This is a genomic window from Halomonas sp. Mc5H-6, assembly GCF_024124705.1.
Lineage (GTDB): Bacteria > Pseudomonadota > Gammaproteobacteria > Pseudomonadales > Halomonadaceae > Vreelandella > Vreelandella subterranea.
On sequence record NZ_JAMXSI010000006.1, the window covers coordinates 83,752 to 106,841 of the forward strand.

Genomic DNA, 23,090 nt, shown 5'->3' on the forward strand with positions numbered 1-23,090 from the left:
CTGAATCAATCACCTGGAGGTTTCCATGAAGCGTTTACTCCCTATCGCCGCACTTAGCGTTCTTACGCTTGCCGGCTGTGCCAACACAGCGGGCTACTCAGGCGACGTGTATAGCGGTAACCAGGCCAAGACTACCCAAAATGTCAGAATCGGCACCATTGCTGCCGTGCGCCCGGTACAGATTCAGGCGGATAGTCGCACCGGCGGCCTGCTCGGTGGCGGCGGCGGCGCCATCATCGGCGGTTTGCTGGGTAACCAGATCGGCGGCGGTTCCGGTCGTCAACTGGCCACCGTTGCCGGTGCCTTGGGTGGTTCCATTGCTGGCACTGCTGTTGAAGACCGCGCCAACCGCATTGATGCCCTGGAAATGGAAATCCGCCTGGAAGACGGTACCGACGTCGTTGTCGTTCAGCGCGCCGACCGCCAGTTCCAGCCGGGCCAGAAAGTTCGCCTGATTGGCAACGGTGCCAACGCGAGCGTCGCCCCCTACTGATGATCAGTTGATGTAAATAACGGATCGCGGCACAAAAATCGCCCCCACCAGCATCGCTGAGGGGGCGATTTTCGTTGTGTTGCTTGGGTGGGCGTGATTAGTGAGGGGCTTTGCTGGACGCCAAACCGATCAACTTGTATATCACACCGCAAATAATGCCCAACAGAATGGCCACCAGCAGAATATCCACCGGGCGCACCAGTGCGGTCGCCCCCAGGACGGCAAGCGCCCCCACCCAAAGCCAGCGGTTATCGCCATGCGTTTTCAATGCCCGAGGCAGCATTTTATCCAACCCGGCACTGACGGTTTGCCAGCGCTGATTGACAAAATAGCCGATCAGCACAAGGGCGATTAGCCAGATGATAAATATGGTCATGTCATGCTCCGTAAAAGGTGCGGCGAAAAAAGTGTCAAGCTAGGGTAGCCCTGCACAATGCCGGGCGCAATACCGCAAAAAGCCAAGACATCGGAAAATCCGCCTCTACCCCCTGACAATCCAGCATTCACGCGTTACCATATTAAAGACATGCACTCACCGAAAGGTCATTTAATGCAAATTGCGCAAAACTCGGTTGTCGCGTTCCACTACACCTTAACCAATAATGAAGGTGAAGTGCTAGACAGTTCCGAAGGCCGCGAGCCCCTTACCTACCTCCACGGTTCAGGCAACATCATTCCTGGCCTGGAAAAAGAGCTGGAAGGACACGCTGCTGGCGAAAAGCTGAGCGTCCAGGTTGCCCCGGAAGAGGGTTACGGCGAGATTCAGGAACAGCTGATGCAGGAAGTTCCGCGCGATGCGTTCCAGGGCGTTGAAAGCGTTGAGCCGGGCATGCAGTTCCAGGCCCAGACCCAAGGCGGCCCGCTGATGGTCACCGTGAAGAAGGTTGAAGGCGACACCGTCGTCGTTGACGGCAACCATCCGCTAGCTGGCCAGCACCTCAACTTTGACGTTGAAATCGCCGAAGTACGCGAAGCCAGCGAAGAAGAAGTTGAACACGGCCATGTACACGGCGAAGGCGGCGAAGAGCACTAAGCTCAGCCCCAAGGCTGTTTTTCAGCCGACGCGTGACATGCGAAAAGGCGACCCAAGGGGTCGCCTTTTTTATGCTCATTCCTCAGGAATCAGCACCAAGCGGCCATGGCGGACGCTGCGTGACGAGGTGACTTCGGCGGCGAACCGCTTCAGCTGGTCGCTTTGGCCCTTGAGCAGCGCGACCTCCATGCAGCTTTGCTCGTTCAGGTGGACATGCAGCGTCGAAAGGGTGAGATCGTGGTGGGCGTGGGAATGGCGTGTCAGCCGTTTGGAGAGCTCCCTGGCCGCATGGTCGTAGACATACACCAGTGCCCCCATACATGGCGCCTGGGGTGCCGCTTCCTCGTGAACCTGTTGGAGCCCGCTGCGGGTCAAGTCGCGGATTGCCTCGGAACGGTTCTGATAACCACGCTCCCGCATCAGTTCATCCACGTCCGCCAGCAGTTCCTCATCAAGCGTGACCGTTACTCGCTGCATCGACTTCCCCTTTCAAAAATTGACCCCTGGCTGCCAGTATGATGATATTAAAAAAACATCATACCCGTCCCCCACAGGAAACGGCCATGGCGCTCGACTCAAGAACGATTCTACTCGGCTTGGCGCTCAGTTGCGTCACGCTTGCCAATGCCGCCGAAGCCAAAGACCAACTCGTGATGGCCATCGGCGGTGAGCCGGAACAGGGTTTCGACCCGCTACTCGGCTGGGGGCAATACGGCAATCCGTTATTTCAGTCGACACTGCTTTCACGGGGTACCGACCTTGCCCCTCAGCCGCAGGTCGCCACCGACTGGTCGCTCTCCGACGACCGCCTCACCTGGACACTGACGCTGCGCGACGATGTCCGCTTTGCCGATGGCACCCGGCTCACCGCTGACGATGTCGCCTTTACCTTCAATGCCGCCGCCGAGGCAGGCGGGAGAGCCGACCTGAGCGTGCTTGACAATGCCGAGGCCATTGACCCGTACACCGTCACTCTCACCCTGCGCGAGCCGCGCATCACCTTTATCGACCAGCTGATGACCTTAGGGATTGTCCCCAGCGCCGCGCGTGAGAATGGCTACGACGACCACTACGGCCGTGCCCCACTGGGTTCCGGCCCCTATCGACTGGTGGAATGGCAGGAAGGCGAGCAATTGATCGTCGAGCGTAACCCGCACTTTTACGGCCCCACTCCGCCGTTTGAGCGGCTGGTGTTCTTGTTCACCGGTGAGGATACCACCCTTAACGCCGTACGCGCAGGTGACGTCGACCTTGCCGCCCTGCCCCCGGCACTTGCCAGCGAACTCCCGTCAGACATGCAGCGCATTACGATGGAAAGCGTCGACAACCGCGGCATTCTGTTTCCCATGCAGCCGGATGAAGGCAAAACCGCCGACAATGGCGCGCCCATTGGCAACGATGTCACCGCCGATATTGCTATCCGCCAGGCAATCAACCTGGCGTTGGACCGCGACACCCTGGTGGACGTAGCGCTTGAAGGCTACGGCCGCCCGGCGTTCGGCCCCGCCGACGGCCTGCCGTGGAGCGCCCCCGACGAAACCCTGGCGGCGCCTGACCTTGAAGGCGCCATTCAGCGCCTGGAAGACGCCGGCTGGCAGCAGCGCGACGATGGCCTGCGCGAAAAAGACGGTCAAACGGCCCGCTTCCGGCTGACCTACCCCGCAGGCGACACCACCCGGCAACGGCTGGCCGAGATCAGCGCACAAATGGTCCGTCCGCTGGGCATCGACATGCAGCCCACCGCCCGCCACTGGGATGAGATACAGCGCGAAGCCCTCCATCAGGACGCCATCGTGATGGGTTTTGGCAGCCACAGCCCCCAGGAGATCTATTACCTGTTCCATAGCGCGCATAGCGGCAACGGCTTCTACAACAGCGGTTTTTACACCAATCCTGCCGTGGACGATCACCTCGACAACGCCCAGCGGGCCGCCAGCGCCGAGCAGGCTAACCGCCATTGGCGCAATGCCCATTGGGACGGCGAGACCGGCTATGGCGTACGCGGCGACGCGACCTGGGCATGGATGGTCAACCTGGAGCACATCTACGCCGCCGACAGCTGCCTGGACCTGGGCACCCTCGGCGTTGCCCCCCATGGCCATGGCTGGCCGATTACCGCCAACCTGCTGGACTGGCGCTGGACGTGCAACTGATCGCGACCGTCGCCGTTCGGCTGCTGCGCCTTGCGCTGGTACTGGTGTGCGTTGCGGCCGTGTCGTTTGGCTTGATGATGCTGTCGCCCATCAACCCGATTGACGCCTACCTGGGGCCGCAAATGGCCCAGGTAAGCCCGGAGCAGCGCGACCTGATTGCCGAGCGCTGGGGGTTCAACGAACCGCCGGTGGTCCAGTTTGGCCACTGGCTTGGTCAGCTCATCCAGGGCGACCTGGGGGTTAGTCATGTGTACAACCAGCCGGTGAGCGAGGTCATCGGCCAGCGTTTCAAACGCTCCATCGTATTGCTGGGCAGTGCCTGGCTGCTCACCACGCTGGTTGGCTTTGCCCTCGGGGTGGTTGCCGGGGCAAGAGAAGGCAGCCTGCTGGATAGCATCATCAGTACTTACGCCTACCTGACAGCCTCGACGCCCGCTTTCTGGCTGGCCATGCTCCTGCTGCTGTTATTTTCGGTGTACCTGGGCTGGACGCCGGTATGTTGCGCAGGCCCCACCGGCACCCTAAGCCAGGATGTCGGCCTGGCCACTCGGCTGCATCACCTGATACTGCCCGTCATGACGCTCGCGCTGGTCGGCATCGCCCCTATTACCCTGCATACCCGCACACGCATGATCGCGCTGATGAACTCCAACATCGCCACCCACGCCTTTGCGCAAGGTGCCAGCCGTTGGGATATCGCCTGGCGGCACGGTATCCGCCATGCCAGCCTGCCCGCCCTGACGCTCTCGCTGGCCTCGCTGGGAGAGCTGTTTGGGGGCTCGGTGCTCGTCGAGCAGGTATTTGCCTACCCAGGTCTTGGTGAGGCAACGGTTGCGGCCGGGTTGCGCAGCGATGTGCCCCTGCTGTTGGGCATCGCGCTGTTTACCGCGCTATTCGTGAGCGTGGGCAATTTACTCGCCGATGCGCTCTACGCGCTGATTGACCCCCGCATGCAGAAGGTGACGCCATGAGCCGCGCGCAGCCCAGGCGCGATGCGTTATGGAGGGGTGCCGCCATCGCCGTGCTGCTCATCGCGCTACTCAGCAGCCGCTGGTGGCTCGGCGACACGCCAGGCCAGATGCACTTTGACGCCCGCCTCGCCGCCCCAAGCCCGGACCACTGGCTCGGCACCGATGCGCTGGGCCGCGACCTATGGGCGCGCACCCTGGCAGGGCTGAGCTTGAGCATCGGCGTCGGCAGCCTGGCCGCGCTGATCGGCACCTTCATCGCGCTGGGCATGGCACTGCTGGCCATGCTGGGGCCACGCTTTGACGCGCTGGTCGCCCTGGTGATCGATACGCTGCTCAGCGTGCCGCACCTGATCCTGTTACTGCTGATTGCCTTTGCGCTCGGCGGCGGCACCCAGGCGGTGATTATCGCCGTGGCGGTCACCCACTGGCCCCGCCTGGCAAGATTACTGCGTGCCGAACTCCTCCAGCTTCGCCATGCCCCCTATATCGCCATGTCCAGAGCGCTCGGCAAGTCCCAACGCTTTGTGATGGTCTACCACTACCTGCCCCAGGTGCTGCCCCAATGTGTGGTCGGCGCCTTGCTGCTGTTTCCCCACGCCATATTGCACGAAGCCGCGCTGACCTTTCTGGGCGTCGGGCTTGACCCCAGCCAACCCGCCATTGGCCTACTGCTGGCCGACGCCATGCGCTACTTGAGCAGCGGCGTCTGGTGGCTCGGCCTATTCCCCGGGCTGGGGCTGTTGCTGGTGGTACTCAGTCTCGAACGGCTTGCCAGTCACTGGCGTCATGCGCTTTAGGCCCTGCAAGGAGAAATGACATGCTGACCATTGAACACCTGACCCTGCAGCTGCCGTATTACGCCCCCTGGTGGCGGCGGCGCTGGGCCGAGGTATTGAGTGACGTATCACTCGAGCTTCACCCCGGCGAGGTGCATGCCGTGGTGGGCGCGTCGGGAGCGGGCAAGAGCCTGCTTGCCCATGCGCTGCTGGGCCTTCTGCCCGAGCCCAAGCGCCAGACCGGCCGACTGACCTTCCACCGCCAGGTGCTGACCGCCGCGCGCCAGCGTCAGCTTCGCGGCCGTGAACTGGCCTTGATTCCCCAGTCTCTCGATGCGCTTGATCCCCTGGTCCGCAGCCAGCGCCAGGTCAGTTGGGCGGCGAGCCGCGCCGGGCATGCCAGAGCCAACGCCTGGCAGGCAGCCGGGCAAGCGCTCACTCACTACCAGTTGGATGAACGCAGCAAACAGGCCTTTCCCCATGAGCTGTCCGGCGGTATGGCGCGGCGGGTACTCGTCGCCATGGCCCACGTGAGCCACGCGCAGTTGATCATCGCCGACGAACCCAGCGTCGGCCTCGACCCACAGCAGCGCGACCGGGTGCTTGACGCCCTGGCGGCGCTGGCCCGCCAAGGTAAAGCGGTGCTGCTGATCACCCACGACCTGCGCCATGCCCTGCCCATTGCCCAGCGTGTCACCCTCATGCGCCAGGGGCGATGTGTCGAAACCGCCTTCGCCAGTGCCTTCCAGGGCGATGGCGACACCTTGACCACCGACTACGCTCAGGCGCTGTGGCAGGCGCTGCCGGACAATCATTTTGGCGTGGCACCCACCGCACAGGCCCAAGATGTTGCTTAGCGCCCACCGTTTACATCATGCGTTTGCCGACCAGGCGGCCGTGCTGGATAACGTGTCTCTGTCTCTGGAGGCGGGCGAATGGCTGGGGCTTAGCGGCAATTCCGGGGCGGGCAAGTCGACCCTGGGTCAACTGCTGGCGGGGCATCTCGCGCCCCAGGCGGGAACTATTAAGGTGGACGGCGCAGCGCTGCCGCGAGGCGGCTTGCAGCCCGTGCAATGGCTGCCCCAGTCGCCGGAGCTTTCGGTCAACCCACGCTGGCGGGTCAAGCGAATCCTGGAAGAAGCCTGGACACCCCCGGCGGCATTGCGTGAAGCCTTCGGGATCGAACCCGGCTGGTTGAACCGCTATCCCAGCGCGCTTTCCGGCGGCGAACTGCAGCGGGTATGCGTGCTACGCGCCCTGGCCCCTGGGGTGCGCTATCTGGTGGCCGATGAAATCTCCAGCATGCTCGACCCCCTCACCCAGCTTGCTCTTTGGCAAGCGCTCCGCCAGGTGGCGGACGAGCGCCAGCTTGGCGTGCTGGTGATCAGCCACGACGCGGCCCTGCTTGAACGCCTGTGCCCGCGTCGACTAACTCTCAGCGATGCGCAATTGCGCCCGTCTAGGTAGCCCGGCGCTCAAAGCGCCATAGCCCCAGCGCGACGGCAAGCGTTACGCTAAGCAGCAGCCACGACCCCAGTGCCACGCCCTGCCAGCCCGCCCATTGCCAGAACGGCTCCAGCCAGAAACCGCCAAGGCTGGCCCCCACATAGTAGAACACTAGGTAAAGCGCTGACGCGCTGCCCCGCGCGCCCTGAGCATGGCGCCCCACCCAGCTTGAGGCCAGCGAATGGGCCAGGAAAAAGCCAAAGGCGTTGACGGTCAAGCCAAGAATAATCAGCCACAGGGAATTCGCCAGCGTGATCGCCGTGCCCAGCATCAGGATCGCCACGCCCAGGCTCATGCAGGTCGCCGGTGAGAAGCGCTGGGCCAGCCGCCCAGACAGCGTTGAGCCGACGGTACCACCCAGATAGGTCAGAAATACCAGCCCCAGGCTGCTCGCCGCCAATTGATAGGGCGCCCCGGCCAGGCGGAAGGTAATGTAGCTGAACTGGTTGATGAAGATCAGGAAGTTGATGCCGCCCAATGCGTAGGCGGCAAGAAGAATAGGATTGCGCAAGTGCCCGGCAAGATCACCCAAGGCGACACGCAGCTGAAAGCGCTGCGGCCGAAACGCCTGACTGTTGGGCAGCAGCCGCCAGAACACCGCGCAGCCCACCAGCGTCAGCACGCCCACGGTTAGAAACGCCGCCGTGGGCCCGCCGATATCCGCCGCCGCGCCACCCACCACACGCCCGCTGATGCCGCCCAGCGAATTGGCGCCGATATACAGCCCCACCGCGCTGAGCAGCGCCGGTTTATTGAACTCGTCCCCCATCCAGGCGATCGCCACCGCCGGCAGGCCACCCAACACAAAGCCTTGCACCAGCCGCAGCGCCAGCAGGGTTTCAAAAGTGGGCGCAAAGGCCAGCGCCAACGAACAGCCCCCCGCCAGCAGTAAGGTGATGCGCATGATGCCTTCGCGGCCAATGGCATCGGAAAGCGGCCCGAACACCAGCAGCGCCAATGCCAACGACAGCGTGGCTACCGACATCAGCAGGCTCACGCCCAGGGTCGACACGCCATAGGTCTCTTTCAGCCCCGGCAGCAGCGGCTGCGGGGCATAAAGATTGATGAACACCAGAAAGGAGCCCAGGCACAGGGCAAAGGTCGCGCGCCACCAGGCGCGGGTGTTGGCTTCGATCATGTGACGCTCAACGGTGAGAAAGGCCCACTACATCGACCGAGAGGCGTTGAGCGACGACGAGTCCTTGAGCTTGGCCATATGTGAAGGCGCCAGCGGCCGCCGCGATTGCCAGTAGTAGCGTTTCCAGTAGACATTATCCAGGCTGGAGATAATCACTCCCTGGGAGGTAGACGCGTGCAGAAAATGCCCGTCGCCGACATAAATGCCTACATGGTTATAGGCCCCCGGCGGGCGGAAGAACACCAGATCGCCCGCCTGTAATTCCTGGCGGTCGATCGGGCGTCCCTCATGGACCTGCCCACGGGTGGAGCGTGGTAGCTCCAGCTCAAAGGTATCGCGGAAGATGTTGCGTACCAGGGCCGAACAGTCGATGCCACGCTGGGTAGTGCCACCGAGTCGATATGGCGTGCCGACCCATTGCTCATGCTGGGCCAGCAGGGCCTCTCGCACCTGTTCGGTAGGCGAGGCCTGCCAGTTACCGAAGGCATCGTATTGCCCATCGAAGGGCGACATCTGCGTCTTCCAGTCGTCGGGCAGCCCCGGCATCGAGCGGGCAAAATAATCATCGGGCGTATCGCCCTGCGGCGCACTGGTAGCACAACCACTCAGCACAACCACCATACAGCCAGCCATCGCCAGAGGCGCATGGCGTTCACGTAACTGACCAGAATAAAGATTGATAAAACGAGCAGCGGTGACAGCAATAGTTGGCAACGCAACCATGCGCGATCCCTCGTCAATAATTGAAAAAAATTACCAGTTGCCAGACCTATTCTTGGCTGAGCTAATACTGATCAAGCATGACTATAAGCCAAAATACCTACGTTAAGCGAGCCTCAATGCAAGGTACGCTGATCGCCGGGCAACGTATCGATGTGCAGCGGCGCAAAATGACGCGGCTTGTTGCCGGGAAAATCCAGGCTCGCCCAGGGTCCTGCCAGTATCGGTGCTGCGCACAGCCAGGCGACCAGGGCCTGCCGAAAACTGGCCAGAAAGCTCTCCCGCTCGGGGGTTTCCCCCATGCAGAACGAGAAACCCGCGTACATGCCAGCCGCGTAATCCTGCCACCCGGAGTAATGATCCGCCGCCAATTGGTAGGCACGCCCCAGCACATCGGCAAAGGCCGTGGATGACAGCCAGCCCAATTGACGACCGGCAATGGCCAGGTCGACAAGCTGGGCAATATCCCAGGCCGCCATGTCGATCTCGTTACACCCATCCTCGTTATCGCGTACGCGGCGCAGCCTCAGCAGGTGATGGCGATCCTCCTCCGCACAATCTCCGGACTCCAGAATGGCAATCTCGGCTTCCAGGCGCTGAGTATTGAGCGTGTAGGGCTCGTAATTGATCTGATATTCCTGGCGATCACCCGCCTCAAACATGGACGTCAAAAAGGTCTGCATATCGTCGGCGCTGGCCAGGTGGTAATGGCTTTCAACCCAGTCACGAATCTCCGCGCACTCACGGGGACTTTCCTGCTGGGGCTCGCTCCAGACCGCACTGTTCAGCGGTCCCACCAGCGACATCGCGGTAAACTGGCTGAGTGTCGGCCGCTCGCTGGGTTCGCGCCAGACATCGGCGCGCCAGTCCAGCCAGTGGAACAGGCTGCCCGGATCGTCCAGGTGCCAGGCAATTTCATTGCACAACGAGGCATGCTCGCTCTCCGGCAGGCAATGTTCCCAGGCAAGCCAGGCTTCCAGCATGCGTTTGGCGTTGGGATAAAAGCGGCACAAACAGCTGCGCAGCGAGCGCGCGTAATCCAGCAGCGCCTCCGTCTCGAGGAGTTCGCTGTTGAGGGCCATATGCAGGTAGAAGGCAAACTTCTCGGCCATGTGAATCGTTGCGGCATGACGACTGACGCCTTTCAGCGCCTGGCGCTGGGCGTTAACCGGGAAATCCGGCTGACCAAACAGCGTCGCGGAAGGCGGCATGACACCGTGGGCCGCGTCGGCGGCGAGCTGATTCAGATGATGCGCCTGAGCAGGCAGCCAGTAGCGCGCCATGGCCGCCGCTCCCTCGTCGGCATGCAACCCCAGGGAGCCATCCAGATACTCCCCCGCCTCGACGCGCTGCGCTTCGCTCAGCGGGGCCTCGGGATTGGCCAGCCGCAGCATGGCATCCGGCTCACGCACCCCCGCCATGGCCAGCAACCAGCGGTGTGGCGAGTTACGCCACTGGCTGAGCATTGCGTGCGAGGCCGCCTGAGTCTCCGCGTCCAGCAGGTCGTCAACGGCAACCTGCCAGGGGCTGAACGAGCCGCTAAGCAGCAGCGTCTCGCGTTCGGGCGGCGTCATGGCGCGCCGGTCGATACCGTCAAACAGGCTCTGACCCCGCCGATAGGCAACAATCACCGCCCGCCAGTCGTGGTAGCGGCGTTGCATCAGTTCGGCGGCGTGCGCCGCAAAGGCATCCGCCTCGGCCTGGGTCAGCCAGCCGCTACAGGCACCCGCCCAGGCCAGTTCGACCAGCCGCAACCAATCCCAGGCGGCCCATTCAAGGGGCTCTCCCTGGTTGACAAAGCGGCACAGTACGCTGGCATGGTGCGAACCGGGCTGAGCATTACGCTGCCATTCCTGGCGCTGGGCAGCGTCCATGGCAAGCAGATCGCGTGCTTCAACATCCCAGCGCTGGCGCTCCCCCTGGGTACCCAGCCACAACAGCCCGGTGAGCAGCTCGTCGCGACTGTCAATATCCCAGGCGGTACCCAACCAATTGACCGCATCCGGCCAATCCGCCTGGCTTGCCGGGTAATTGAGCAGCGGGCGAAACAGCGCACACAGCCGCCAGGGCCGAGCGCCAGGCGATGTGGGCCACAGGGCAACGTCACCGTGCTCGTGCAGCGCCGCCTCAAACATTTCCCAGGTGATCCCCGCGCCCTCGGCTTCCGAGTCCGCCAGCACCTGACAGGCATCGATAAAACGGTCATCGGCCCCGGTGGCCCAGCCACGCACGCCCAGCGAGCGGCGAACATCGCCCAGCCAACTGCGCAGGTCGCGATAGTCGCGGTGAATACGCTGCATCACGCAGCAGGCCCAGTCGCTGGCCTGCTCGGGGCTTATCCACCCGGCCGCACCGGCCAACGCCGCCCATTCCAGCGCCGCCAGCAGCTGATCCGCCTCGCCTGCCGGGGCATGCAGCGCAACCCACCATTGCTCGGCCAGCTCACCCCGATGGGCAATCCCCTGGCCCAGCAAACGCTGTTCCGCCGCCCCCGCATCCACCGATAAGGGATGCGGCGTAAAATGCCAATCGCACAGCACCAACTGCTGCGCCCACCAAGCATGTAACGCGTCGCCCAAGAGACACCTCGACAAAAAACCACCCACTGCCCGCAGGCAAGTTCAAAGCCGCTTAGTGTAACGGAAACAGCCCCAAAGGCCGATAGATGTCGAGTACAGGTTTTCGTCAGAGCGCAATTCATTGCGCGATCAGCAATGATCCTGCCACTGAAGGCTATCGCCTGTAGAAGGCCTTATTGCCCGACATCGCCGGGCTTCTACAGAGGCTGGGAGGCACCACTAAAGCATGTGCCGGTGGGGTTCGTAGGAGCGCAATTCATTGCGCGATTAGCAGTGATCCCTCCGCCGAAAGTCATCGCTTGTAGCCACCCCATCGCCCGACACGTCTGGCTCCTGTGAGGTTCTACGAACGAAGGTTCAAGGCCATATTATTACGCCACCAACACTGGACGTACACCGCTAGCCGATAGCGACCTGATAAGCATGGGCGACTTTCAGCACGGTCGCTTCATCCCAGCGTCTGCCCACAAGCTGCATGCCCACCGGCAAGCCGTCTGAAAACCCGACCGGCACGCTCATGGCCGGGTGCCCGCTAACGTCGAACGGGGCCGTGTTGTGCAGATTACCAAGCGCACCGGCGAGTGTGCTGGTGAGGTGCTTATCAGCCGGCCTGCTGACCGCTTTCATGGCGGTGGTGGGCATGATCAGCAGGTCATATTCCTGCAAGGCCTTGTCATAATCGCGAGCTAGCCGCCGACCGATATTCTGTGCCTTACCGTAATAATGGCGGTTATACTGCTCGGACATGTAGTGCCCCGCGAGTACCGTCATTTTCACGGTATCGCTGAAATCATGGCCGCGGGCGCGGCGAGCCCGCCCGTAAAAGTCCATCAGTTGCGTACTATAATGCCCACGCCAGTTGGTGCCGTAACCATCGCCTCTGACCATTAGTTCGGTCGCCCCCTCGAAGGCGATCGCGCTCCATAGCGCCAGACCGTCGCTGTGCATGGGCACCGACACCTCCGAGGCACGCGCGCCTACTTTTTCCAGCACGCTAACAGCTTCTTTAACGGCGGCGTCCACGTCGGGTTCACTGACACCGGCAATGCCAAATCCTTCGCGCAGGATGCCAATACGCAAACCAGTAAGGTCCTCGCTAAGCGACTCGGTGTAGGTTGCCGTGCGCACGTCGTACTGGCGAGGATCCAACCCATCCGGACCTGCCAGCACTTCCAGCATGCGGGCGCAATCTTCCGCGGTGCGCGCCATGGGGCCAACGTGATCGAGTGTCAGTTCAATGGGAAAAATACCCGTGTAAGGCACAAGGCCATGAGTGCCTTTAATGCCGTAACAGCCGCTCCACGAGGCGGGCAGCCGAATGGAGCCACCCTGGTCACCCCCTAGCGCCATATCCACTTCACCGTTGGTGACCACCACCGCGCTGCCGTTGGAGGAAGCCCCGGCCAGCCGGTCATGATCGTGGGGGTTGACCGGCTGAGGCTCGGGATAGCCGGTACAGCCGCCACCGTCAAAACAGAACGCAGGTACGGCCGTCTTGCCGATGATATGTGCGCCAGCGTCGAGCAGCCGGGTGACCACGGTGGCGTCTTCCCGGGGCACAAAACCTTCCATGACCGGCGAGCCATTCATCATGGGAATGCCTGCCAGCGCGATATTGTCCTTTAGCGCGACCGTTCGACCCGCGAGTGGACCTTCCTCGGCACCGGGTACGGAACACTTCCACGCCCAGCCGTTGAGTGGGTTATCGTCACCAACCGGGCGATAGCCCAATTCTGCCCGCGGATAGTTGACCGGCAGTGATTCATCCGCCAATTCATCAAGGCGATCATAAATGGCCATTGATCCCGCAACGGCGGTCTGGAACTCGCTCAATTCATCAAAGGAAAGGTCAAAACCGTAATAATCGGAAATGGCCGCCAAGGTATCAATGCCGGGTCGCTTCACACTCATGGTCAACTACTCCTGTACGCAGATGCTTGCCTGAAAAGGGATCCAGTTAGGGGGGGGCACTATCTCTCCAGTAATTCAAGGTAGTGGTGTGGCAGGCGCATCGCCACCAGGTCCTTGCGGCGCACAGCGCTGTTTGGGTAAGCCGATTCCAGGTTGCTCGTGTCAATGGCAAGCTGAACGCAGCCTGTGGCGCTGGTCAGCAGCGCCTCCTGGCGGGGAAAATGAAACGTATCCGGGCCGAATATACCACTCAGTCCGGGCAATCCCGCCTCGGGCATGTGCACATTGGCAAAAGCGAAATAGCAGTTGTTCTCGCCACCGCGGACCCGGTAATGGTGCCAATGGTGATCGTCCGGGCCGGTAGGAATCGGTGACGGTTGACGAATGCCCGTGCCGGGATGCGTACTATGAAATGGCCCGGGCAAGGCGGCTGGGCAAGCGATGACATCACACCCCCGCAGTGCCAGGATGCGCCCCGCCTCGGGAAAATCGGCATCGTGGCCAATCAGCATTCCTACGCGGCCAAGGGGCAAATCGCAGCTTACCCACCGCTCGCCTGGGGTCGCCCATTTACGATCAGCATCATTCAAGTGAATCTTGCGATACACCGCCATAACGCCCTGGGCGCCCACCACCGCGGCTGCATTGTAGAGGTTGCCATCCAACGTCTGCGCAAAACCGACCACATAATACTGTTGACGCTCCTCCGCAAGACGACGCAGCAAGCCGAAAACAGGGTGATCCAATGAGATAGGATTGATTGCGTCCGCGTTCAATCCCGTCAGGGCTAGCTCGGGCAACACCACAAGCTCCACGTGCCCAGCCTGGGCGATCAGTGAAATACATTGGGAAAGGTTATCGTCGAGGTGATTCGAGGGCGCAAATTGCGCAACCGCGATGGGGCTTGCTTTGCCCTTGGGTAGAGGCTGGTGGCCATAAAGCCTGAAAAAGTCCAGCGGGTTCCAGGCGTAAGTTTGATGCAGCAGTTCATGATAAAGGTCGGGCCGACGCTCAGCCGCCAACGGCCCGGTAACGCGGTCGGTATCAATCTCGCCCAGCACGATTCCATCGCCGTCATCGCGGCTCGCCTGGACATGGCCATCCGGATCAATTACGCAGCTACCGCCGCTGAATTGCACCCCACGTTCGAGCCCCCAGCGGTTACTCTCGATCAGGTAGCAGCCATTTTCCCTGGCACGACTGATCCAGTACGGTGCCGGTGCTCGCTCGGCGAGCCAATTGCTCAGATGGCAGATGACATCGGCGCCCCGCAACGCCACCAGGCGAGCAGTTTCGAGAAAATGAATATCCATGCAGATGAGCAGCGCAATACGCCCAAGCGACGTCTCGAACACCTGGTGGCCCGTATCGCCTGATGCCGCCCATTTAGGCTCGGCAATGTAGGGATGACTTTTACGGTGCTTGCCCAGATAGCCCTCAGGACCAACTAAGACAGCCGTGTTGTAGTAAAGCCCGTTGGCAGGCTCCACTTCTGGCAGGCCGATCACAATATAACAGTCATGCTTGGCCGCCAGAGCGGCGAAGCATTCGGTTGAAGGCCCTGGCACCGGTTCTACATAAGGGGCCACTTCTTCCCTGTCATACCAGCAGTAACCGGTAAGGCCCATTTCCGGCGTGATGATCAGCCGCGCTCCCGACGCAGCCGCCTCTTCCACCAACCGCTTCAGCGCATCGATATTGCGCTCTTTGGCAAACATTTCAGGCTCAAACTGCACCGTGGCGGCAAGGTATTTCATTGTTACCTCCCCGCTCGCTAGCGTGCTTGTCCAACGATGGACTTGAGAATGGAAGCGCCCAGCGTATATTTTGGGTCGACCATATTGCCCAACCGCACACGCCCGGCCTGGGTAAGCAGCATGTAAGCCTCGATCTCATCGAAATCGAACTCTGTTGCCAGCCAGCGAACCAGCTCTCGGTAGGCGATACGCGAGGCATCTTCCATCGGCCGTGCCGAACCAATGGTCATATAAAACTGCTCGTTTTCCAGACGCGGCCACTTGAACGTCCAATCTTTAATCAAGTCGACCTGTACGGTGGTCACGGTAGGATGCTCGATCGCTACGCCGCACAATTCACCGTCGCCCTGCGCCGCGTGGCAATCCCCCAGATACAGGTAGGCACCTTTCGTGTGCACCGGCAGATAGATCACCGCCCCCGGCGCCACATCGGGCAAGTCCATGTTGCCGCCATAATAGTCGGGCACCAGCGAACTGATCGACTCGATCTCAGGCGATACCCCAATAGTGCCGATAAAAGGCTGATACGGCAGGGTAATCTTGTCGGTCCACTTCACGCCGGCTTCAGCGTCAACCTCTACTTTTTTCACCCGTTCTGGCAACGGTGCGTTGAGTAGCGCGGTGTCCCCGGTTGCCACCAGACCACCAAATTCGGTAATCAGCGCCGTTGTGCCACAGGGTTGCGGGCCACGGGGCTTCATGTCGTGGATATATACCGCCAGGCAGTCTCCCTTCTCAGCCCCCTCTACGTAGATCGGCCCGTTCTGCGGATTGAGGTAAGGCAGATTAAGCAGCTCGCTGGGCTTGTCGCTTTCCGAGCGCAGTTTGCCTTCGAAGGCGTCATGGGTTTCCGCACTGACGATATCCCCCGGCTGAATATGCAGCACGGGCTTGGGGTTGGGACCGAGCGTATAGTGATACTGACCTTGAACCGCCTCTGTTAGTTGGTGGGTAGTACCCGGCTTACCGCTGGCGACGGCGCGACGCGCCATGATGGAATGATCAAACCAGTTCATTGTTCTACTCCTGTTTAGGTGCTTTTTAGCTGCTTTCAGTCATCGCTCCAGCGGCTAGGGGCCGGAGCTTGCGTCATGGTGAAATGAACCTACGCTTTGCATGCCCACCTTGGGGGCACGCCCTGCCCTCACACCGCCAGAATGCGACGCATGGCGTCACGGTCACTGAGCTGCACCTTCGCAAGCTCGTGGGTGATTTGCCCCTTGTCCATGACGTAGCAGCGCTGTGCCATGGTCATGATCATGTCCAGGTTCTGCTCGACGAGGAGAATGGTCACGCCCAGCTCGCGATTGAGCTTGAGGATGTTGCGCGAGATGTCCTTGACAATGTTCGGCTGGATACCTTCCGACGGCTCATCGAGCAGCATCAGCTTCGGCTTGCCCACCATGGCCCGGCCGATGGCCAGCTGTTGCTGCTGTCCGCCGCTGAAGGTGCCCGCCCGCTGATTCGACCGCTCGCGCAGGATAGGAAAGAACTCGTAGACCCGCTCATAGTCGACGCCCTCGCCGGGCTGCTGGAGCATCTCGCCGACCTTGAGGTTTTCCCAGACGGTCATGCGCGAGAAGACCTCGCGGCCCTGCGGTATATAGCCAATGCCCAAGCGCGCGCGTTCGTGGGATTCGAGCGCACTGATATCCTTGCCATCGAAGCGGATAGCGCCTTGGCGATGCCTGAGAAGCCCGATCAGCGTCTTCATGAGCGTCGTCTTGCCGACCCCATTGCGACCAATGACGGCCACTACCTCGCCGCGACCAACACTGAGGCTGACTTCCTGCAGAACAGAGGTGGTCCCGTAGCCGGACGTGACGCCCTCCACGCTCAACAGATGTTTACTATTCGTCGTCATCGGCTGTCCCCAGATAAATACGTGCGACCTCTTCGTTCGCCTCGATCTCGTTGATCGTGCCTTCCGCAAAGATCTCACCGAAGTTCAGCACGGTGACCTTGTGGGCAATCTGGCGGACGAACTCCATATCGTGCTCGACCGCCAACACGGACATGCCCTCGCGATTGAGCGCCTGGATCATCTCGCCCGTACGCGCGGTTTCTTCCGGCGTCATGCCCGCCGTTGGCTCGTCGAGCAGCAGCAAGCGCGGCTCAGTGCTCACCGCCATGCCAATCTCAAGCCACTGCTGCTCGCCGTGGGAGAGCTCACCCGCAAGCTCGCCTGCCTTATCGGTGAGCCTTACGAAAGCCAGGGCTTTGTCAATCGCCGCCGTCATTGAATCGCCATGCAGATGGTTCTGAACCGCGATCTGCATGTTTTGCCAAACGGACAGCTCAGCGAAGATACCCGGCACCTGAAATTTGACGGCAATACCCTGTTTCACACGCTCAAAGGAACGCAGCTTGGTGATTTCCTTATCCGAGAAGTAGATTTTCCCGGCGCTGGGTTGGTGCTCACCAAGCACAAGCTTGAAAAACGTGCTCTTCCCCGCACCATTGGGGCCAATCAAACAGCGGATTTCACCGGTCTCCATCGAGAAGTTCACATCCTGGGCAACTTTCACGCCGTCGAAATGTTTATATAAATGTTCGGTTCGCAGTAGGGTCACGACATTCCCTCCTTACGCTTACGTAGGCGGCCAAATAGCCTGACCAAACCCGGGATCAACCCTTCCGGCAAATAGACCACGATGACGACCAATAGCAGTCCCATGATGACGAAGGCGTAGTAGCTGCCGTAGATCGTCAGATTCTGGAAGATGCCCAACACCACCAAGGTGCCTACCAGCGTCGCGGTAAGGTCTTTGCGACCACCCACTGCCACCCAGATAATGGGCAAGGCAGCAGCCGCCAAATCCATGTTGGAGGGGCTGATGTACTGCCCCCAGGCGGTATAGAGCACGCCGGATAGACCCGCCATCCCGCTGCCAATAACAAAGGCGATCAACTGATAACGGCGTATGTCGTAGCCCAGCATTTCAGCACGATGCGGATTCTCACGAATCGCCACCAGCACATTGCCGAATCGCGAATTGACCAGCACCCGCAACCCCAGGTAGCAAAGCACCAGCAGGGCCAGAAGCAGGTAATAAAGCGGCACGCCCGAATACAGCGCGATATCGCCCCCCGCCCAGGGAATGGTCAACGGCGGCATACCGGTCATGCCATTGTCGCCCCCCAGCCGCGCATTGCCGATCGCCCACTGCGAGCCAGCGGTCTGTGCCATAAAGGTGGCAAACACCAGCGTGGTCGACAGCGTGACGATACCCAGGAATACGCCGCTGATTCGCCCGTAGAAAAGAATGTAACCAAGTAGCGCCGCCCCCAGGCACGACACCCCAACCCCAATCAACGCGCCGACGAGGGTCATACCGTAAGCCGCGCCAAAGTTAATCGTGACGACACCGTACGTGTATCCGGCAAGCCCGAAGAAGGCGGTCTGACCAAAGCTGAGCGACCCCGTGTAGCCCCAGATCAACGACAGCCCAAGCGCCATGAATACCCAGCAAAAGAAGTAGGCCGTATTACCGACGCTCCAGGCATCCGCAAAGGCGGGGTAAACGATGGCGGCCCCAATGGCCAAGGCAAAGCCAACCCAAAACAGCGGGCCGCGACCCAGTGTTTGCGGACCGTTAACGAGTCGCATCCAGTTGGGCACTCGAGACGACGAAGGTGTCGTCACCGATCCTTCTCGCTGCAACATACCCATTTATGTACGCCCCTTGAGTAACCAGCCAGACAGGCCTTGTGGGAGAATGCGGATAACCACCATGACGGTTATTAATAGCCCCACCTGGCCTATTAGCTGCCCTTGCCAACCGGTCAGAAAGGCTTTGATAACCGCGAGTGTGGCCGCCGCTGGAGCGGTACCCAGGAACACATCCGCGCCACCGACAACCACCGTCACGAAGCTCTCGACCAGGAAATTGGCACCCAGCGTCGGCACGATGGAAATCGTCGGTGCATAAAGCGCACCGGCCAACCCGGCCAAGGCCGCCCCGAGGCCAAAGGTAAGGGAGTACATACGTCCGGTGTCGATACCCGCCGCTTTCGCCATGTGCGGTGCTTGAATGGTGGCGCGCGAGTGGATGCCGAACGTCGTATGGTGAAACAGCACATACAGGCCAACGAGAAGAAGCACGGCGACCCCAAGCAGCACCATCCGATAGGTAGAGTATGTGTAATCGCCCACCGAAAAGCTGCCAAGCGGCGTACTGATGCCTGACATGCTGGAGCCAAGCAGGATCAGCGTGCCCTGGGTAAGAATCAGGCTGATCCCCCAGGTGGCCACAATAGAGTCCAGCGGCCGGTGGTAGAGGCGATGGATGATCGTGCGCTCTAGCACAATACCAAGTATCCCGGCGGCCAGACTGCCACACAGCATCGCGATGGGCAGTGGCACCCCCAGGCGTGCCGTTACCACCGTGACGTAGGCGCCGCACATGATGAATTCACCATGAGCCAGGTTGATAATGCCCATCATCCCGAAGATCACCGCAAGCCCCATGGCGGATAGCACCAGAAAAGCAAACGCATCCCCAAACTGATAGAACGCTGTGAACGCTAAATGTAGGTATTCCATATCCAGCTCCTGGGCAGGAAATGCCCGCGAGGTTTCCCGCTTAATGCAAACTCACAAGCCAGGCAGGGTGACGTTCACCACCCTGCCAGGACGATGCGTGATATTTACTCGTTGGGAGGGCTAGAGGGGGTGTACTGGGCACTCGGGTCGTCCTGGGTCAGGTCGCAACCATTGTCACCCAGCCAGTACGGCTCGATATTTTCCCAGGTTTCAGGGAAAGAGATCTCGTGGTTCTCATCCACTTTCGCCAGGAAGATATTGTGAGACATATGCTGGCTTTGTGGATCGAGACACACCGTGCCAGAAGGGCCATCAAAGCAGACATCACCCTCGGCGATGACGGCGCGAAGGTCTTCCTTGTCGGTCGACCCATCGGCACGCTCGACCATCTGCTTGTACAGATACATGGCGATATACGAATTGGCGGCTTCCTGATTCACATAGGGCGTATCGGGAAAGCGCTCATAGAATTTCTCAACAAACGCATTCGCCTCAGGGGTATCCACTTCTTCGATGAAGTTCGTTGTCACGAACATGTTTGCAAGGCTTGGTGGCGCAAACCGCTTATGCTCGTAGCCCTGCCCAACGTTCACCGATGAAGCCATGGGGATCCCAAGGTCTGCAGACCCCGCTTGCTCGTAGTAGGACGCCTGATTGGAACCGACCAGCAGAGTAACGACAAAGTCCGGGGCTTCAGCCTGGATATTTTGGATGGTCTGCGAGAACTGGGAAACGTCCAGAGGGATGAACTCCTCGCCCACGATTTCACCACCTTCCTCCTCTACGATCTGGCGCACCCACTCCGCCGAGATCTGACCAAAGTTATAGTCCGCGGCAATCGTATAGACATTCGGACCATACTCTTCCATCATCCAGGGAATCAGCGTCGAAAACTGCTGCTCGGGAACCGCGCCGGTCACGATCATGTTGGCGTCGCACACACCGCCTTCATACTGGTTGTTATAGAATGCCAAGCCGTCGAACTGGTTGACGATGGGTCGGTACGCTTCCCGTGATGACGATGCAAACCCAGCGAAAACGGTGTCCACCTGATCACGCTGCAGGACCCGGCGCATCAACTCCTGGTAACGACGGTCATCCGACTGCGTATCGTAAACGACCAGCTCGACCTCACGACCCGCAATACCGCCCGCATCGTTGATTTCCTCGGCCGCCAACTCAATGGCACGCACCTTGGCCTGCGTCACCGCGGCAAAGTTGCCTGACTGGTCCTCAAGCACACCAATCTGGATAGGATCATCCGCTGACACCTGGGTCACGAAAGTGCCCGCCAACAACGTCGTCAAGGTGGCCGTTTTCTGAATTGTTGAGTATTTCATTTGTATACCCCTGATGTAGTTTTACTTTTTCCTTCCTCGCCGTCCTGCAGCAAAACAGCTCCCTAATCGCCTCTGCCTAAAATGAGAAGCGATCTTTTGCTCTTGAAGCCTGACCGATATATTCCGCTTCGACCGATCTCAATCAGTCCGCTATAAATAACCGTTCAACCGGGTCTCCCGAAGTCGATGGACCGCGTCGATCTCCTCTTTGAGGGCCGCCACCGCAATCTCACCCGAGACGATCATTGCCGCCAAATCCTCAAGGGATAGCCGTCGGTTCATGCTCGCCGACCGCAACAGAGCAAAGGCGTCATTGACCGAAATTCCGATATCCTCGATGAGCTTGATCGCCGCCGTGCAGACGACCTGGCGGGCACGAACCTGCTGTTCCAGACGCTGGAGTTTTTGCTCGGTCTGACAGGACTCGTTATAGGTTTGGTAAGCGATGATGAGACTGGCCAGAATACCGGCCTTGCGTAACGGCTTGGTCAAATAGCCGCACACGCGACGCTCGATAAACCAATTGACTGAACTGGGCGCATCCGAACCGATCAGGGCAACCGCCGGCCCCTGGACACTATCGATCATGCGCGTGATGCTGCCGAATTGGCGGCCCAGGTCATCGTCAAAGAACACAAGGTCAAACGGCTTGTCGGCCTCCGCCTCATCGTGACTTTCATGAACGACCGGGGTGACACCCAGCTCCACAAGGAACTGAGTCAGCACCGCTCGATCCTTTTCAGCGGCACACACAATTAATGCCCGATGCCCTCTGAAGTTGCGTCGTGTGGTAACCGTCATCGCACGATCCTCAAACCAATGTTGTTCTGGGCAATGGGCGTTTCCGGCTGTGCTGGCCCTGATCCACATGCTTCCGCCCAGACAAGATAAGGATCCGGACGAACAGGTGCGCTTGCTTCTGAAATCACCTCAAACGTTGCGTCTTCGCGGGATATCCCCAGCCGAACAGTCAAGTAACTGTGATTACTTTCAGGATCGACATGCACCCTTCCCTGAGGGGCCTGGAACGATGCTCCATGCAAGGCTTTTTTCACCCGGTCAATATCCACGGAATCAGCGCCAGCCAAAGCAAGTGCGAGTAGATGCACGGTGTTGTAGGAAGCCTCTGCGTCGGCACTCGGCAGGGCATCATGGCCGTAACGTTGGCGATAACTGGCGACGAACTGCTCGTTAACCGGCGTGTCGATCGTCGAGAAGTACACACTCGATGCGAGATGCCCAGCACATGCCTGCGGACCAATCTGGGCAAGCTCCGGCTCGCAGAGCGTACAGCTGCCAACCACGGTCTTTTGTAGCGCTGTGTTTTCACCCCGCGCCTTGGCAAACGCGCGGTAGAAGGCATAACTGGACTCACCAATCAGCATGTTCATGATGAAGGCGGGACGTTTTTCGTGAACCTCCTCGATGATACGAGCCACATCCAGATCGCCGACCTGCAGGTAGCGCTCGGCAATCATCTTGCCGCCATGCGCCTTGGTCAGTTCGCGGATGATGCGGCCGTTTTCCCAGGCCCACACGTAGTTGGAGCCCACAAAATAGACATCGCGGGTGATATGGGTGAGCACATGGTCCATCAGCGGCAGCACATGCTGGTTCTGAACGGCGCCGGTATAGATAACATTATTATTGGTCTCAAAACCTTCGTAGTGAGACGGATACCACAGCAAGCCATCGTATTTTTCGAAAATCGGGATGACCTCTTTGCGACTGGAAGACGTATAGCAACCAATCACATGCTTCACGCCCTCATGGCGCAGCAAACGCCGCACGTGGGTGCTGTAAGCAGCGTTGTCACCGGCTGGCTCGCATTCGATAGGTACAAGTTCAAAGGGGAAGCGTTTGCCCTGGTTGACCTCTTCCAACGCCAGCATCGCCCCATCTCGCATTGAGCGGCCAACGGTGGCGTAAGGGCCCTGGGTGGAAAAGAGTATGCCAACCGGAATACGACTGTTCATTGAACGACCTTCCTGTTTGCGGACATAAAAAAAGGGCTCACAACGCTACCTGACGGTAACGATGGGAGCCCTATTGCTCTGTGCTCTTTCGGCATATGCCGACGCACAATATGTCTATTACAGAATTTAGATTGTGACCCTTTATCGACTTTGTCAACCCGCTGACAATATTTTTTAAAGTCGAAGATCAC

At 60.1% G+C, this 23,090-nt stretch carries 22 protein-coding genes; 7 read left to right on the forward strand and 15 right to left on the reverse strand.

Annotation, left to right across the window (positions count from 1 at the left end; translation table 11 throughout):
* Positions 1-25: 25 nt before the first annotated feature.
* Positions 26-493 (forward strand): glycine zipper 2TM domain-containing protein, encoded by a 468-nt coding sequence (locus tag NH395_RS10385; protein WP_253024529.1) that lies wholly within the window; start codon positions 26-28, stop codon positions 491-493.
* Positions 494-590: 97 nt separating this feature from the next.
* Here the strand turns inward: NH395_RS10385 and NH395_RS10390 are convergent, their stop codons facing one another.
* The gene (locus NH395_RS10390) at positions 591-869 is read right to left on the reverse strand and encodes a hypothetical protein (protein WP_253024530.1); all 279 of its coding nucleotides are present in this window, start codon (positions 867-869) and stop codon (positions 591-593) included.
* A gap of 174 nt (positions 870-1,043) precedes the next feature.
* On the opposite strand from NH395_RS10390, the gene NH395_RS10395 reads away from it, so the two are divergent.
* Positions 1,044-1,526, forward strand: a complete 483-nt coding sequence (locus NH395_RS10395) for a peptidylprolyl isomerase (RefSeq protein ID WP_253024531.1) — start codon at positions 1,044-1,046, stop codon at positions 1,524-1,526.
* A gap of 75 nt (positions 1,527-1,601) precedes the next feature.
* Here NH395_RS10395 and nikR read toward each other — a convergent pair whose 3' ends face one another.
* A complete protein-coding gene (nikR, locus tag NH395_RS10400; protein WP_092825799.1) occupies positions 1,602-2,003 on the reverse strand; it encodes a nickel-responsive transcriptional regulator NikR in 402 nt (133 codons plus the stop codon).
* Between the two features lie 86 nt (positions 2,004-2,089).
* On the opposite strand from nikR, the gene NH395_RS10405 reads away from it, so the two are divergent.
* Genes NH395_RS10405 through NH395_RS10425 form a run of 5 tightly spaced genes read left to right on the forward strand, consistent with a single transcriptional unit; the run spans position 2,090 to position 6,893 of the window.
* Positions 2,090-3,679: an ABC transporter substrate-binding protein gene (locus tag NH395_RS10405; RefSeq protein ID WP_253024533.1), complete on the forward strand. Its 1,590-nt coding sequence runs from the start codon at positions 2,090-2,092 to the stop codon at positions 3,677-3,679.
* Complete coding sequence (locus NH395_RS10410) at positions 3,670-4,650, forward strand: ABC transporter permease (protein ID WP_253024535.1); 981 nt, start codon at positions 3,670-3,672, stop codon at positions 4,648-4,650. The genes NH395_RS10405 and NH395_RS10410 overlap by 10 nt, the downstream gene beginning before the upstream one ends.
* Positions 4,647-5,447 (forward strand): ABC transporter permease, encoded by an 801-nt coding sequence (locus NH395_RS10415; protein ID WP_253024537.1) that lies wholly within the window; start codon positions 4,647-4,649, stop codon positions 5,445-5,447. The genes NH395_RS10410 and NH395_RS10415 overlap by 4 nt, the downstream gene beginning before the upstream one ends.
* A 20-nt stretch (positions 5,448-5,467) precedes the next feature.
* Positions 5,468-6,283, forward strand: coding sequence for an ATP-binding cassette domain-containing protein (locus NH395_RS10420; protein ID WP_253024539.1), 816 nt, complete (start codon positions 5,468-5,470; stop codon positions 6,281-6,283).
* Positions 6,273-6,893, forward strand: coding sequence for an ATP-binding cassette domain-containing protein (locus NH395_RS10425; RefSeq protein ID WP_253024541.1), 621 nt, complete (start codon positions 6,273-6,275; stop codon positions 6,891-6,893). Before NH395_RS10420 ends, NH395_RS10425 begins: the two co-directional genes overlap by 11 nt.
* Here the strand turns inward: NH395_RS10425 and NH395_RS10430 are convergent.
* The 13 genes from NH395_RS10430 to NH395_RS10490 all read right to left on the reverse strand — a co-directional run bounded on the left by NH395_RS10430 (position 6,886) and on the right by NH395_RS10490 (position 22,899).
* Positions 6,886-8,070: an MFS transporter gene (locus NH395_RS10430; RefSeq protein WP_253024543.1), complete on the reverse strand. Its 1,185-nt coding sequence runs from the start codon at positions 8,068-8,070 to the stop codon at positions 6,886-6,888. The genes NH395_RS10425 and NH395_RS10430 overlap by 8 nt on opposite strands.
* Before the next feature lie 27 nt (positions 8,071-8,097).
* A complete protein-coding gene (locus tag NH395_RS10435) occupies positions 8,098-8,793 on the reverse strand; it encodes an NlpC/P60 family protein (RefSeq protein WP_253024545.1) in 696 nt (231 codons plus the stop codon).
* A gap of 113 nt (positions 8,794-8,906) precedes the next feature.
* Complete coding sequence (locus tag NH395_RS10440; protein ID WP_253024547.1) at positions 8,907-11,369, reverse strand: YbeU/YbeR family protein; 2,463 nt, start codon at positions 11,367-11,369, stop codon at positions 8,907-8,909.
* Positions 11,370-11,768: 399 nt separating this feature from the next.
* Positions 11,769-13,280, reverse strand: a complete 1,512-nt coding sequence (locus NH395_RS10445; RefSeq protein ID WP_253024549.1) for an amidase — start codon at positions 13,278-13,280, stop codon at positions 11,769-11,771.
* A 59-nt stretch (positions 13,281-13,339) separates the two neighbouring features.
* Complete coding sequence (locus tag NH395_RS10450) at positions 13,340-15,037, reverse strand: nitrilase-related carbon-nitrogen hydrolase (protein ID WP_253024551.1); 1,698 nt, start codon at positions 15,035-15,037, stop codon at positions 13,340-13,342.
* A gap of 17 nt (positions 15,038-15,054) precedes the next feature.
* Entirely contained in the window at positions 15,055-16,053 is a 999-nt protein-coding gene (locus NH395_RS10455) for an acetamidase/formamidase family protein (protein ID WP_253024563.1), read from the reverse strand.
* 128 nt (positions 16,054-16,181) lie between these two features.
* On the reverse strand, positions 16,182-16,901 hold the full coding sequence (gene urtE / locus NH395_RS10460) for an urea ABC transporter ATP-binding subunit UrtE (protein ID WP_253024565.1): 720 nt from the start codon (positions 16,899-16,901) through the stop codon (positions 16,182-16,184).
* Entirely contained in the window at positions 16,888-17,610 is a 723-nt protein-coding gene (locus NH395_RS10465; protein WP_253024567.1) for an ABC transporter ATP-binding protein, read from the reverse strand. Before NH395_RS10465 ends, urtE begins: the two co-directional genes overlap by 14 nt.
* Positions 17,607-18,710 carry a hypothetical protein gene (locus tag NH395_RS10470; protein WP_253024569.1) on the reverse strand — a complete coding sequence of 368 codons (1,104 nt, stop codon included), beginning with the start codon at positions 18,708-18,710 and terminating at the stop codon, positions 17,607-17,609. The genes NH395_RS10465 and NH395_RS10470 overlap by 4 nt, the downstream gene beginning before the upstream one ends.
* Positions 18,711-19,583 (reverse strand): branched-chain amino acid ABC transporter permease, encoded by an 873-nt coding sequence (locus tag NH395_RS10475; protein ID WP_085917740.1) that lies wholly within the window; start codon positions 19,581-19,583, stop codon positions 18,711-18,713.
* A gap of 104 nt (positions 19,584-19,687) precedes the next feature.
* Positions 19,688-20,923, reverse strand: a complete 1,236-nt coding sequence (locus tag NH395_RS10480; RefSeq protein ID WP_253024571.1) for an urea ABC transporter substrate-binding protein — start codon at positions 20,921-20,923, stop codon at positions 19,688-19,690.
* Between the two features lie 150 nt (positions 20,924-21,073).
* Complete coding sequence (locus NH395_RS10485) at positions 21,074-21,724, reverse strand: ANTAR domain-containing protein (protein WP_253024573.1); 651 nt, start codon at positions 21,722-21,724, stop codon at positions 21,074-21,076.
* The gene (locus NH395_RS10490) at positions 21,721-22,899 is read right to left on the reverse strand and encodes a transporter substrate-binding domain-containing protein (RefSeq protein ID WP_253024575.1); all 1,179 of its coding nucleotides are present in this window, start codon (positions 22,897-22,899) and stop codon (positions 21,721-21,723) included. The genes NH395_RS10485 and NH395_RS10490 overlap by 4 nt, the downstream gene beginning before the upstream one ends.
* Positions 22,900-23,090: the final 191 nt, after the last annotated feature.